This window comes from Paenibacillus solani (assembly GCF_001277345.1).
Classification (GTDB): Bacteria; Bacillota; Bacilli; order Paenibacillales; family Paenibacillaceae; genus Paenibacillus_AQ; species Paenibacillus_AQ solani.
Genome location: NZ_LIUT01000001.1, coordinates 2,490,711 through 2,505,696, shown reverse-complemented (window position 1 = coordinate 2,505,696; position 14,986 = coordinate 2,490,711). Strand labels below are relative to the sequence as shown.

Genomic DNA, 14,986 nt, shown 5'->3' with positions numbered 1-14,986 from the left:
AATCCAGCTCTCTAACACAGATTTACTCGAAATATGGTACTTTTTCACCACCGTTCGTACAGAGTATTCACCAGAGCTTACATCTTGAATGGCAGATAGTTTTAGCTCATTGGAGTAAGATTTCCATCCCCTGGATTCTCTTAATCCATCTTCTCCATCTACCTTGTATTTTCTTATCCAATCGGTAACCGTGTTTTTATGGACCCCCAGTTGTTTTGCCTCATGGTTGGGATTGGATTCATGTTGCAGGCAACGCCTTACAACCTGAATCTTGATTTCATATGAAATCGGGCTTCTTTTGGACATTACAAAAACTCCCATCATGGTAGAAGTAGNCTATGATGGGATCATAATAGCAGCTGCCTTTTCTCTTTTATACGGGAGAAAAAAAGGTTTGGTTCTATGGTTGATACGGAGGATCGATAGATGATCTTGCCCTTTACAACAATTCTGCCGAAACGCAGATCCGGGTTGCTGATTTTGCCGAAGAAGGTACAAACGGCATTAAGCAAACTACGAAGAAAGCAGGAAGTTATTACTTTTGCTAAACCCCGATATGGTGGTCTGGATAAATTGTTAATTCCACCCTTATAGTCACTAAAATCGATTATAATTAATTTTATGTTCAAGTCGATTACCTATCCTAAGTTAATAGGATAATCATACGCAAAAGGCATAGTGATGAATTGCCTATGCTATAAGGATTTTAGAGTTTTCGAATACATACTTATGTATAAGAGGAGGCGAATGATTTGACGATAATGCCTGTTATAATCATGATCTTTGTATTTGTACCTACCATTGTACTCATGGTAAGCATGCCTTATTTAACAAGGGAGACGATTAGTTTTGGGGTCACCGTCAGCGCTGCGCAATTCCACAGTGAGCCTCTGCGCCAGATGCGGAAGTCATATGCTAGGATTAGTGCTACCTTGCATTCCATCCTATTCATTGTTTGTATCATCTGCCTGATATATGGTGGTGAACTTTCCAAGCAACAAAGCTGGATCGTTGTCACTTATTCACTCGCCATGGTCGTAATCTCCCTAGTGATAAACATCAGCTATCATTACAAAATGAAAAGTTTACTACCTATGCTGCCTATTGCTCCGGAACCATCGATCATGGCAGTGGACACTGGATTTCGGAGAAGAAACATTGGCTTGTCCAGTTATTGGTTCCTCCTTCATGCTTTAATTATTGTTGTTAGTATTGTAACTGTGCTACGCAACTACGATTTGATTCCTGGTCAGATTCCGATCCATTACAACAGCAGTTGGAACGTAGACCGCTATGCAGCTAAATCTTATAGTTCTGTGTTTATGCCTACGATAATCCAAGTGTTCATAACACTTGTGTTTATATTTGAGAATTGGAGTATTCGCAGAGTGAAGCAGCAGGCTCAACACACTGATCCTAACCGTTCCATCAGACAAGACGTAACTTTCCGGCGTACTTGGTCATGTTTTATGATTACAGCAAGCTTCTTAATAGTTATCCTGATTTCCGTCGTGCAACTAAACATGATATCTCTGCTTAACATCAATTTCGCTATCCCCATTATCCTAATCATAATAGCCTTTATCATGCTATACGCCTTCGCCTTATCGTTCTGGGCTGGTCAGGGCGGAAGCCGATTGGAGCGATCTGCCGATCGCTCCAATGTCAGACCTGTCCATGATGATGATAAATGGCTATTAGGTATGATTTATTTCAATCGCAAGGATCGAAACCTAATCGTCGAGAAAAGGTTCGGAGTCGGCTGGGGATTAAATTTCGGTCACCCAATAAGCTGGCTGATTGGGCTCGGAATTATTGTATTGTTAGTTGTGGTGCGGTAACAAGGCAAACTCTTATCGAGCAATTGAGGACTTCGTAAAGGACTCTTGTTTCATGAATAGGTAGTTTAGTTTAGTCCTAAAATCTATTGAATACAGCTATGTATTGACCCACACGTACCTCTCATTGATGGGATGTACGTGTGAATCAATTGTTACTTTTAATTATTTTCTGTGATCTTCAATCAATATTTAACTGTTGAATGTATTCTAGAATTAATTCCTTAGCAACACCTTGCAAATAATCAACTTGTTCGTCTTTTATAATAGTTGATGTACTACCATGTGCAGCCACAGAACTTCTTAAATCCACCATTTTTTTCATCCGAGGTACATGTTTAGAAAGCTTGAATTTGTTAAGTGTATTTTCTACCTTTAGTTTTATATGAATTAATTCTGTTTTATAGATTGATTTTACGTGTTCTTTTATATTTTCTTTATCACTATTATTATCAATAATTAGTATCTTTAACTCTTCAATTAATTTATCTGTGTTACTTCTATTCTTGATTTCGTTCTTCACGATATATTCCTGAAGGAATTTGTCTGCGATCAATTCTATGCATTTGAAATAATTAATGAAAGCTTCAATATTCCATTCATGGATCTCAACACCACGTGTGTAAAAAAATATGGCAGAGGTTGCTGTCTTATCAAACTTTTCGATCTGAGCTAGCAATTTTCTAATATTATCGGCTTTTTCTAAAGTCAATACTTCTCGTATATTTAATGTAAGTGGGAGAAAGGACGCTCCTTGTTTTGCTGTAGAACTTGATGAAAGTTCATGAACTTCAATTAATTCAAAATCTAATGATTGTTTTAAAGAAAAGATAATCGCAGTACGGACTACTTTAAGTTCGTTAATTCCTTTGACCACAGCTTCATCTATGTTATCTGCTTGTACGCATAATTCGCAAAAGATTGTATTTTCTTTCAAATAAAATTTTACCCCAGCAAAGTGTTCTACTTCCACAACTTTAAATAAGGAATCGACCTTATATTTTAAATTCCACTCAGTCATTTTACTGTAATCCTTTCATTTTATCATTCAGTTAGTTTAGGTACTCTAAGCAAAAGAGTTCAAATAGGTTTTCAACTTCTCCCATCCCTCTGTTTCATCGTTGGAGGCTATACGAAATAGTTGGAATTCCGTATATCTGCACAGCCTGTCTTTCTTTGCGTCATTCTCAATCGTCTTTGCATCTCGTCTATGAAAATCCCCATCATATTCAATAGAACAGAGTGGTTGAAGTGATTCTCTTTCATAGATGACAAAGTCCATATGGCTGGTGAAATAATATAATTTTAGTGTATTGTCAAGCTCGAAGTTGATGGATAATACATCTTTGATGGGCACTTTCGGAAAGACAATCAACGGCATGCCGCCAAGGAAAATTTGCAGCTTGTTAAAAATCATTCGTTCTCCCTGATGCATAAGTGCTTTACGACTCTCTTGCTGAATAATTTGGTTAAATTCAATTGACAATTCGATTGCAGGGCGGTGGAAGTTGCTTGCTTCTATGGTATAAATATAATGGCTTAGCTTGGTCAAATAGCCTTGACCGTTGTCGATCTTAGATAAATCGCCTACAAGAATAAAGTAATCCAATGCTCGAGTCAGGGCAACATTGATTAAACGGTAACTATTTTGCACAAAATCAATTTGAAAAGGAGTCGAGCCATTTGAAATAACCGTACTGAATATAATGGCTTGACATTCCCCGCCTTGAAACGTATGGACCGTCCCCACCTTAATATTAGAATTATTGCGAAAGGCTTGAATCAGTTTTTTTTTCTGAGCAGCAAACGGCGTTACAATGCCGATTTGGGTAACACCATTACTTTCCAGTTCGGCTACAATTGATTTGATTTCGTTTAATTCCTGCGGGTTATATGTTCCATAAACGGTTCCGTACACATTTTTCGAGAAAATTCCAGTATGATAAGGTCTTCTCTCTGGTTCTTGACGTATCATTCGTAAACGTCCACGGTAAAAATTGTTATTGCTAAACGAAGCAATGGATGGGATACAGCGATAGTGGTAGTTTAGTAAATATTTTCCGTATTCGCTGTGTTGACATGCTTGCTCTGCTCTTTCAAATGCTGAGACGTTGCGAAAGCAGTAAGGCGTTAATTCAATGCCAGAAGCATAATTATTGAATAAAGTTTTGCTGAGTCGATCTTCCAACGAAACGATGTGACTCAATTGATGGATATCACCGAAAAAGCAAGCTCTCCTAGCAGATTGCAATAGAGAAAATACACTTGGGATTGAACATTGTGACGATTCATCTATAATGACTAGGTCTAATGAGGTTCCATATGGAATACAACTCCGAGCTGATAAACTACTCACTAAAAGAACAGGAAACAACTTAACAAAGGAAGAGAAAGCAGACGCAGTTTGGCGAATTCTACCGTCTTGATTGAGCTCTTTGAGGAGGTTTTCAATGTTTCTCATTTCTTTTGCATCCTCTAAAATCGTTTTTGCTTTGCGAAGCCACTGTGAACGAATGATTATTAGATCAATTCCGTTCTTCTCTTTATACAGTGTCTGTAAGTTGTAAGGTTGCTCTTTCTTTTGATGTTGCAATTGCAAAAGTTCAACCTTGTATTGTTTAAGTCGATGCTCCAAGTTAATGACTTTAACAATCTCTTCGCAAAGGGCAAGCGAATGTGTCGGACTTGTGATATCGATGTACTCCCACAAATGGGGGGCATCGATTGAGCGTAAATATTTTTTAACACGTCTTTTCATGTAGGCATCAATTTTCCCTGCGACAAAGGAGCGGAACTTACGAAAAATATCACTGCCAAATAGATGTGAAGGCTCGTCTACAAGTTCACGTAATCGCTGTTCAATTTTTTCGTTGGAGATGGAGAGTTCTTCAAAGTCCTTTTTCATGGTCGTCAAGTGGTGTAGGCGTAGACGGTCATTCAAAACACCAATCAACTGTTGAAGGTGATTGATTGTATTTGTCATATCAATCATCTGTTGCTCAGTGCCTTCGGCTTGATTGATTCGCTCCAGTAACGTCTGACTTTTCATTGTATACGCAATATAGGTTTCATCAGGCAATAAGGCTTGGATTTCTTCCTTCATACGTTCAATTGTATTTCGTATTTTAAAAGATTCTTTTTTGTTGTGAGAAAGATTACCCAAGCGAACAAAACCAAAAAAATGTCGATTAATTCCTGCTCCTTCCAACTTTTCGGCAATATTGTCTACCGCTTGATTATTTGTACTGGCCACGGCACATGTTTCTTGCCGGTCGACTTGATTTGCTATTAAATTTATAATAGTTTGAGTTTTTCCCGTACCAGGCGGTCCTTTGATAATGCTCACTGTATTTTGAATATCTGAAATTGCAACGTTTTGAGGATAATTACTTGGAACGATATGTAGTGGAGCTCTCTGGATGTATGGATGTGGCAATGCAAAGCTATGTGTAAGGAAACTGTTAAGTACAGTACTTGGTTGAAACTTACCTTCTAGTATTGCTTGTATTTCATTAACAATAAGGTAGTTGCTTGCACTTTTATTAGCAGCTTGGACAATTACGTAATTTGGAACAATTTTGTTCATATCGTATTCAGTATAGTCCAACAGCTTTTGCAGATTCTGCTTATCTTCCAAAAAGGATTTAGGGGATGCAGCAAATTGTTCCTTTAGCTTATGTATGGTATCAATAGAACTTTTATCAGTGATAGGTTTAATTAATTCTTGATGAAATCCGAGATGATCTACTTTAAATAAATTACAATCCGATAAAAAGGTCGAATTACTCCATAAAAACAATGGCAAATATGTAGTTTTTTCACCTTGTCCTTTTCGCAATAATGGGTAGCCGAACATTAGGGTATGATCATCTTTTAAATGCTTGCTGATCTTTTCATAGTATTCAAGTGCTTTATCTAATTCCTCTGGATTAATCTGAGAAAGAGATAGCTCATTCTGTTTAAGCTCAATTGAAAAATAACTCTCATACTTTAGGCATTCTAAATAATAGTGCAGCAGATTTTTAGTTAGCAAGGTGCCCTCCATTTTAAGTGATAATTAGGATAATGGATGTCAATTAGAAAAATTCAAAACTTAGGAATGCAATTTTTAAAATAGATAAATGACTCAACAACTCATAAGTTGACATGCTAATTACACAGGGAAATAATCACATGACTTAATTTCGTTCATTAATTCTCTAAGTATAGTTTGTTTATTTTTAGCGCATCCAAAATATTTTAAAATGGACTTTCTAACACAATTACGAAGGTAAATTATATCTTTCTCATGTACGTTTATTTTCCCTTCATGAACGAAATCCGATCTTTTTTTGTACAGATTTTTAAGTTCGGAAAATATTATTAATTGTTCTTGTTGATCTTGACTAATGAAGATAGCACAGCGTTTAGATAATTCTACTTTTTTTGAATCGCCTTTTTTCAAGAATAACATTTCTAAGCATGTTATTAATAACAAGAGAGCATTTGAATAAGTAAGCTGATGAAATGACAAGTCATAAAGTAAGTGACAGTGATTTAAATGCTGATCTCTAAATGGCAATTTAATTGTGGCTAAAGTTTCATTAATATACTCTTTATCTTCATTTGTTAGAGAAGAGTTAATTGAACGGGAATAAGCCTCTTGAATTGGTGTTTTTCCTTGCAAATATAATGTTATAGTATTGTCTGATGTCTTTGAATAGATATTATAGACAAATTCTTTAAATCGAATGGCGTACTCTGTTAATAGTCGTATTCCTCTAATTTGATTATCCAAAATAATTAACTCATTTGCAATTAATTGATGAAGCGCTTCAATAGTGTCATTAGGATGTTGGGGTGAAAGATCAACTTGGAGCTTTTTGGTTACACAAGCAACATTAAGAAAATCATCTATAGCAGCAGAATTATAATTTCTTCTCAGCTCTATTGCATTCACATTAAAAAATTTATCTAAATGGGATATGTTTGGGACCAAAGACATTCGTTCTATTTGATAGTCGTTTATAAGAATAATATCAAATATTTTGTCATCAACTCCAAACAAAATAGCATGTATCTCAACTACGAAACAACGACTTAGATTTTCTTTCATTTTATTTTCCTTCCTGTGAGAAATTCAATAGACAATAATTCAAATACAAATCCCGAATCTCCTTCAGAACTACTCATTCTCCGGATGAAATGAATCGCACATTCCATGCCCAAGCAAACCCTCATGAACTGGCTAAGCGTAAAAAAGTCTGTTTTCCTATTTATCATGTAATCCCAATACCCAATAATCTGACAGTGTTCTATGTGAGTTGTAAGGCATATGCTGTTTAGTTTCTTCTCATCATCAAATCATAAGATTAATCGTTATTACATCTTATAACAGGTTTAAAGGAAAATACATACAGAGTCATGACTATAGGACTATCTTTTAGTGTAGCGATAGCGTAACGCTACATTTTGTAAGCAAAACAATTAAACACGTAGCCGTTTATTTAAGAAAATCACGGGGACGATGGTGAGTTTGAAGACGTTCTCTCGAAGCTTAGGGATACTCTTCTGGCCTTGGTAGAGAATCGGAATTGGACCTATAGGCTATACGAAGAAGTGGCCTCTGGGGAAAAGATTGAGTCTCGGGAAAGAAATGCAGAAGTTACATAGAAATGTTGAAGACCAGCTCTATGATGGAGTAGTTGTCATGGACATTGACCGTTTGGGTCGGAGAGAAAACAAGGATTGGGCACTCATAAAAGATACGTTTTTGAACTCAGAGACGGTAATAATTACACCGAACAAGATATACGATCTGGAAATAGACAATGACGATGTATCCTTTGATTTCATGTCCATTTTTGCTCGAATAGAGTACAAAACGATTAAGCGAAGAATGAAGCAGGGCAAAGAGGCTGGAGCGAAGAAAGGCATGTGTACAAACGGAAAGCCACCGTTTCCATACTATTATGATAAGAACACAAGGTCGGTACTGGTCGATGAAACGAAGCGTCCGATTTATCGAGCGATTGTAGAGAAATATCTTAATGGAACAAACCTTGGTCATATTGCCATTTGGTTGACGGATAACAAGATACCCACGCCATACTACATTAAGCCTGATGGAAAGAAACAAGGGCTGGTCAAATATTACGGTTCAACGGTTGCTTGCAAGGCGAGATCCATTTGGGTTACATCACTTATGGTTAAAGCCGTTCCAAACGTGGTCAGTTGGAAAAGGTTCCCGAAGAAGAGCGGATTAAAGTCATGGAAACTCATGAAAAGCTGAAAACACCGGAAGAACATGAAGCGATTATGGAGCGGCTGCTTAAGAATCGCATGTTGAATCCCAATTCAAGACGTAAACATTTTTCTTTTGTCAAGTTTGCTTTATTGTAAAAAATGCGGTCCATGGATGAGGTTCCGGGTGGGAGAGAATAAGAAGCAGGGATAGCACTGGAGTGCATTGTGCTATGACCAGTACAAAAATGGCAGCAAATGTGAACAGCGTGGCAAAGTAATGGATGCCGATTTTTTTAATGCTCTGTATGATCGGATTATTCATGTAGATCCGAACATTCTGCGGGAAATGAGTTGCATCGGAGCCGTTACAATGATACTCAGGTGATAATCGAGGTCAAAGAGCAGGAATTGAAAAAGCAGAAGCGGGCGCTGGACAAGCTGCATGAATCTTATGAAGAGGAGATGATAACGAAGCAAGTGTTTTTAGAGCGAAAGGCTGTTCGATCAAGGCAGATACAGAAGCTGGAGGAAGAGTTGAAGGATTTGCGGAAGGTAGTAGTAGATGAAGGTAATTACCCTACTGTGGAGCAGATCGTTAAGCGGATTGGGCAGTTTAGGAAGTTGTGGAGTGAAGCAGTGAGTAGTGAAGAGAAGAAACGGGCGTTGAAGAAGCTGGTGGAGCGGATTGTGTATAATCGGGAAGGACATCAGGTGGAATTGACGGTTTGTTATAGGTGATTTCAAGACAAATGAAGGGGGGAGCCTCCTGATTTCTTGGGGGCTCATAATTTGAAAAACAAGATTAGTATTAAATAGTAGCAGGAATAAATAGGGATTTTGTCGAATTGAAAAATGTAAAGGATCATTTCTGAATTATTAAGGTGAAGGTGAACTGTAAAAAATGTTAGATGAACTCATAAATTACTACAAGGAAAATCTTACGGTGTATTCTTTAGTCTTTAAATACATGAAATTAACATATTCTTTAAATACATATTTATTAATTGTGTTATTGTCATCAGGATATTTAATGATTTTTACTCTACCGTTACTTATTATTGGTATTGAAGTTGCTAAATACTTTACTATTGTATTTGTAGTAGCGCTTTTTTTATCAATATTAATTGTTGCAAATATTAGTAGGAGAGCGAAGGTTGTTTTACGCAAGCATTATGGTATTGATGTGAAAAAAGGAATATGGCGAACAGCGGATTTTGATACCATGCAGACCCAGATGCTAATAACCTATCTTGAATCAAAGAATGTCTATTCAAAAGAGAAGCTTGAAAAAATGATTATTTTTTTGGAAAAAGAGATCCAGCGTAGCAAAACGCCTTCTTTTTTAGCACCAAGTATATTTATTGCGTTATTTATTCCTGCATGGTCTCAATCTATTATATTCCTATTCAAAGGAATAAAAAATGATGATATTAATCAGGTAATCTTACTTATTGCAGCTTTAATGGGTGTAAGCTTTTTTATTGCGCTAGCAGTGGGTACTTATAAAAAAATTATTCATATGGGTCAAGATTTTTTCATGATTGAAAGTAATATAAAGAAGAAATTCCTTTTGGAAATTGAAGATTTGATATTAAAATTACCCGATGTGGAAGCAAACATGGATGTGAAATCAAATGTAGTATTAATTAGAAGTAGAAGATAGCTCAAGAAGCTGAGAGGCTTATTTATTGATAGGGAAGGTAATAGAACAAGATAAAATTGATGGTTTAATAGTAAAAGCTAATATGGTTGTTGTCCTTTCCACCGACTGAACACATGCAGAGTGATGGATGTTGTGAGTGAGGGATTGGTACCTGAGCTACATTTACTTAATTACTCTTATTAATCAGGCATCTATTGTTTCTATTTCTAAGAACAAATAGGTGCCTTTTACTATTTAGAATGGGGATCATTTAACATTGACTTGTTCCAAAAGCAGGAAATATGTCGTTTAAATTCGAATTGAAATTTGCTGTCTACATAAATATGTAACAGCATTGATCTTTTCTAGAGGGGGTATTAGTTTGTATCAAAACGTTAGCATTAATTGGGATGTTTTTAATTATAAATTTTCAGGAAATACTCGAAACGCATTTGAACAATTGGCATATATTTTGTTTTGTCATGAATTTGATAGACCATTCGGTATTTTTAGATATTTTAATCAAACTGGTATTGAAACAGAAATGATTCAAGTGGATAAAGATATTATTGGGTTTCAAGCAAAATACTATGATGCCAATATAACTTTATCTAATAGAAAAGCTGACCTTATAGCTGCGATAGATAAATCAAGACAGAGTTATCCTAATATTAACCGAATGCTTTTCTATGTTAACAAGGAACTAGCTTCAAGTAAAAAAAAAGGACAGCACAGACCTCAGTATCAAACTGAAATCGAAAATCACGGAAAGCAATTTGGTATAAACATTGAGTGGCGAGTTAAAAGCAACTTCGAAGTAAGTCTTTTCAGTCCTGAAATGACCCATGTAAGGGATTTTTTCTTTAATCCAAATGAAGGTATAAAAGGATACTTAGATCATATACAATTGCATACTAAAACTATTGTAGGTAATATAAATTCCACAATTCAAAATAATGGTGCGTTTACTAAAATTGAACACGATGATTTTGACTTAGACTCATTTATCGGAGATGAATACAGTAAGTACCTAATAATTTTTGGAAATGGTGGATCTGGAAAATCTGGATTAATTAAAGACAGTTTTACTAATGTTCCAAATGAAATTCCGTTTTTTGTATTTAAAGCTACAGATTTTGAAGCTGTAAATATTTCAGAATTCTCCAGGAAGTTTGGAGACTATACTTTTGAAGACTTTCTCAGCATGTTTAACAATGACGACAAGAAAATATTTGTTATTGACTCAGTGGAGAAAGTTTTTACAATGAACAACAAGGATGTTTTAAAAGATATCATATGGTTGCTTGTGAACCATGGGTGGAAAATCATTTTTACTATTAGAACGGTCTATAAAGATAATTTCATAAATTACGTTTTACGTTTATCAGAGTATCAAGAATATGAAGTAAAAGACATTACAATCGGCCAATTGGAACATATCTTTAGTCGACATACTATTTCGTTGCCCATTGATAATAAAATAAAAATACTGTTGTGTAATCTATTCTATTTGCAGGTATATATGAATACCACGCATTCTCAAGGTGAACTTAATGAAACAATTGAAGATTTTAAAGAACGGATATGGAATGAAAAAATCAAAAATATTGTGAATGCAAAAAACAATATTCATTTAAGACGTGAAACTGCTATTTGTAAAATGGTCTTTGTTAATGCGAACAATGGAACGTCATATTATATTCTTTCGAAAGACGATGACCATGAAGCGATTAGTGCACTTGAAAATGATGAGATCATTGCCTTCGACAGTATCTTTGACGGATACTATTTAACTCATGATGTTTATGAAGAATGGGTATTAAAACGTGTAATCCAGAGTGCTTTCACCAAAAATCACAGACTAATAGATTTCTTTTGTAGTATTGGAAACAGCTTGATAATGCGAAAAATGTTTCGGTTATGGATACATGACCAGATCGATATGGATGTTGTGAGGCTATCTACTTTTTTAAACGAGGCATTAGATAACGATAACTTGGATTCAATCTGGAAGGATGAGATATTGATCTCATTAATGAACGATGAAAGACAATTGAATTCTTTGTATTTGGTGGAAAGAATGTTCAATAACGATCAATTTTCTTTGTTAATGCGCGCAGTTTTCTTACTAAATACAACATGTAAAGTTATAAATGTACAGTTTTTAAATGCGTTACTCACTCAAGAGGAGCAAAAAACTTTTAATGTTTATAGATATACAAAACCATCTGGAACAGGCTGGGCTTTTATATTTAAATTTATTAACGATAACTTTGATCGCATTACATGGGATGCGAAAAACATTATGACCGTAACAGATTCTTTATCAACATGGGTAAGTAACCATAAAACTGGTATTGAAACAAAACATGCTGGTCTTATTGCATTGAATTTTTACGATATCATTAAGTCGTCTAACCATCTGGGCTATACTCTTCGAGATAGAAAATTGAAGTCTATTATAAGTGTTATACTTGGAAGTGCACTGGAAACCCACGTAGAGCTAACACATATTCTTCAAGAAGTCATAGACAACCAAGAAAATGATCATAGATCGAAATATTATGACTTGAGTACACAATTATTGGAAGGTGTTGTGGATAGTTACGCGTTATGCGAAGCGAATCCAGATATAGTTATAGGACTGGCGAAATGTTTTTGGAAAAGAAACGATAAGAAGTCTGAATTTCCAAGGTATAATCGCCGTGATAGTATAGAAGATGCTTTTGATGTGAATTCCGATACAGAAAATGATTTTTATCCTACAAGTGCTCACCACACTCCGATATTTCAGTTACTAAGGGTGTCACCTCAAAAAGCAATCGAATTTATAATAGATTTTTTTAATCATGTTACAAAAAGTTATTCCAATTCGTTTCTTGGAAAAGAGTACAACGAATGCAGCACCATATACATCAATTTGCCCAATGGGAAAGTTATTGAGCAGACTGCAAGTAGCAGGCTTTGGCTTATGCACCGAGGTACATCAACGGCCCCTAATTTACTTGAGTCTATGCTTATGGCGTTAGAGAGATGGCTTCTATTTTTCGTGAAACAAGTAGACAGAAATCAAGCTGAAGGTGCATGTTACGAATTATTGTCAAAATCACATACAGCCGCGATTACGTCTGTCGTAGTCAGTGCAGTAATATCATATCCCGAAAAATTATTTGAGATTGCCTGCATACTGCTGAAAACTAAAGAAGTATTTGATTTCGATGTTGAAAGATTCGTACAGGAAAATCATGCAAATCTTTTTCGAGGACTGCCATCTAATAAACTATATGACGACGAAAGGATAGCTTCAAACAATCTAGACTTTAGAAAGAAAAAGTTCGAAGATATCATTTTGGAGTACCAGTTTCAGAAGCACGATCTTGCTGAATTAGAGTTCTCTGAAAGAGTAAAGACCCTTTATCAAAATATCGATATTGCTTTCTCTGATATAACTGATGAAGATACTTTATCTCGTTTTGTTTTGCATCGGATCGATTTAAGAAGAATGAATTTTGATACAGATGCAGCTATCGAGAAGAATGGCGCGACGTACATTCCTCTGGTTTCTGATTTGCCAGATGATCTTAAGGAGATTAGCAGGATAACAAAAGAGCAATCGGATACTTTATATAAGCATACACCATTGGCAATTTGGGCAAAAGCAAGGTTTGAAAATGATGTTCAAAGTTACTATAAATATAGTAACTTTGAAGAGAATCCCTTGATAGCGCTTGAAGAAATGAAAGAGATTCTATCTGAGAAAAATACATCAGATTACAATTATCTCACTAGAAGCGCTCCCATATATGTGTCTGCTGTATTAGTAAGAGACTTTCCTTATGTTCTTACAGTAGATCAACGAGAAAATTGTGAACAACTTTTAACTTTATATTCAAAATCAACAATACAGCAACAACGGAATTATCAAATTGGTGATGGATCTGAAGCCGCGATTGCATCACTTCCCATAATAATTAACGGTTATAAACAATCAGTTCAAGGGACATTGGATGAACCAGCAGTTATTTTGCTCGCTCTTCTTATGGATGTGGGTGATTTAAACAAAGTGGCGGTAAAAAGCTTTTCATCTAAAGCCTGGGAAATATGTCGATCTCATACTGAGCAATTGTTTGCGGCATATATTAGACTAAAACCTGAGTATGATTTAAATGTACTAGTATATAACGGTATTTCACCAATCAAATTTTTAAAGAAGAAGAGGAAAATTATCAAAAATATCTTAAATTCTACACCAAGTATAAATGATCTAGATTTCTCTAAATTGAATGAAAATGCACTCCTTACCGCGTGCATGTTGTTATCTCCTTCAAAAGAATCAACATATGCTATTTTAAAACAGGTGGGGCCAGTAACATGGCAATATCTTTTTCAAGAGGATCATTTAAGGGATCGTAATGTTCATCGATCTTATAAACTGGAAAGTGCCTATATAGACTGGTTGGCAAAATATATCTTTAATGTACCTAATGCTCATATACGTCTGAGTTTAATCAAAGATTTTATCCCCTATATAACATCTTCTGATTATATGGAACAACTTCTTTGTGAAATAACGGTTCTACAAGACAACGTTAAACAGGACGAAGTTTTTTGGGATATATGGGATAAACTATATGAACCGATAGTGAACCTATGCGAAAAACAAATGGAAAATGATAAAAGTACTACTCGAGAACGTTATTATGGACGAGGTTTAGATGAAATTGTTACTACGTATGCTCTTGCATTTCCTTGGTGGAATAAAGATATGAGATCTTGGCATACATTAAAACCACACAATACTATTTTTTTCAAGCGTTTGGCAACAGATATAGGATATAATCCAGTTATCTTATATGCTGTTTCGAGAGTTCTCAATACCATTGGATATAATTATATTGAGGAGGGCCTGAATTGGCTGTTTATAACCATAAAAAATAATCCTCATCTAAAGAAAATAGTTCTACAAGTAAACACCGAATATTATATTGAAGAGTTTATGCGTAGATATACCATGCAATATGAAGCTGATATTAAAAAATACCCTGAAGTACGGGAGAAAGTAATATGTATCCTTAGTTTTCTAGTCGATAGAGGATCAACAAGTGGTTTTATGTTGAGGGAGAGTATTGCATAAAAGTATCTACTTGTTTGCAGTTTCATGTTATCGTAAAGGGTTTCAAAGATATTCGTGAAGAATTTAAAAAGGTGTTAAGTTGGTTTCAGAGAAGCAAAAGTGAAATGCTGAAAATTCTTTGAGTGATCTTGAAACAAGAAATGCAAG

The 14,986-nt window shown here is 35.3% G+C and carries 10 protein-coding genes; 6 read left to right on the top strand and 4 right to left on the bottom strand.

The annotated features are described in order from the left end of the window. On the bottom strand, positions 1-306 hold a 306-nt coding region (locus AM231_RS11185), incomplete at its 3' end, for a helix-turn-helix domain-containing protein (protein ID WP_165593389.1). A 455-nt stretch (positions 307-761) separates the two neighbouring features. On the opposite strand from AM231_RS11185, the gene AM231_RS11180 reads away from it, so the two are divergent. Then, entirely contained in the window at positions 762-1,841 is a 1,080-nt protein-coding gene (locus AM231_RS11180) for a DUF1648 domain-containing protein (RefSeq protein WP_242615194.1), read from the top strand. 178 nt (positions 1,842-2,019) lie between these two features. On the opposite strand, the gene AM231_RS11175 is transcribed toward AM231_RS11180, so the two are convergent. The 3 genes from AM231_RS11175 to AM231_RS11165 form a co-directional block, all read right to left on the bottom strand. Then, complete coding sequence (locus AM231_RS11175; protein WP_054402674.1) at positions 2,020-2,859, bottom strand: hypothetical protein; 840 nt, start codon at positions 2,857-2,859, stop codon at positions 2,020-2,022. 45 nt (positions 2,860-2,904) lie between these two features. Continuing rightward, positions 2,905-5,871, bottom strand: coding sequence for an AAA domain-containing protein (locus AM231_RS11170; protein ID WP_054402673.1), 2,967 nt, complete (start codon positions 5,869-5,871; stop codon positions 2,905-2,907). Between the two features lie 120 nt (positions 5,872-5,991). Beyond that, complete coding sequence (locus AM231_RS11165; RefSeq protein WP_054402672.1) at positions 5,992-6,933, bottom strand: HEPN domain-containing protein; 942 nt, start codon at positions 6,931-6,933, stop codon at positions 5,992-5,994. Positions 6,934-7,473: 540 nt separating this feature from the next. Here AM231_RS11165 and AM231_RS11160 point away from each other — a divergent pair. The 5 genes from AM231_RS11160 to avs4 all read left to right on the top strand — a co-directional run bounded on the left by AM231_RS11160 (position 7,474) and on the right by avs4 (position 14,839). After that, positions 7,474-8,109 (top strand): recombinase family protein, encoded by a 636-nt coding sequence (locus AM231_RS11160; RefSeq protein ID WP_131724738.1) that lies wholly within the window; start codon positions 7,474-7,476, stop codon positions 8,107-8,109. Further along, positions 8,088-8,219 (top strand): hypothetical protein, encoded by a 132-nt coding sequence (locus tag AM231_RS30215; protein WP_278044620.1) that lies wholly within the window; start codon positions 8,088-8,090, stop codon positions 8,217-8,219. The genes AM231_RS11160 and AM231_RS30215 overlap by 22 nt, the downstream gene beginning before the upstream one ends. 225 nt (positions 8,220-8,444) lie before the next feature. Next, positions 8,445-8,801, top strand: a complete 357-nt coding sequence (locus AM231_RS11155; RefSeq protein WP_054402670.1) for a hypothetical protein — start codon at positions 8,445-8,447, stop codon at positions 8,799-8,801. 229 nt (positions 8,802-9,030) lie between these two features. Continuing rightward, positions 9,031-9,726: a hypothetical protein gene (locus tag AM231_RS11150; protein ID WP_131724737.1), complete on the top strand. Its 696-nt coding sequence runs from the start codon at positions 9,031-9,033 to the stop codon at positions 9,724-9,726. 361 nt (positions 9,727-10,087) lie between these two features. After that, positions 10,088-14,839 (top strand): AVAST type 4 anti-phage nuclease Avs4, encoded by a 4,752-nt coding sequence (avs4, locus tag AM231_RS11145; RefSeq protein ID WP_054402668.1) that lies wholly within the window; start codon positions 10,088-10,090, stop codon positions 14,837-14,839. Positions 14,840-14,986 lie beyond the last annotated feature (147 nt).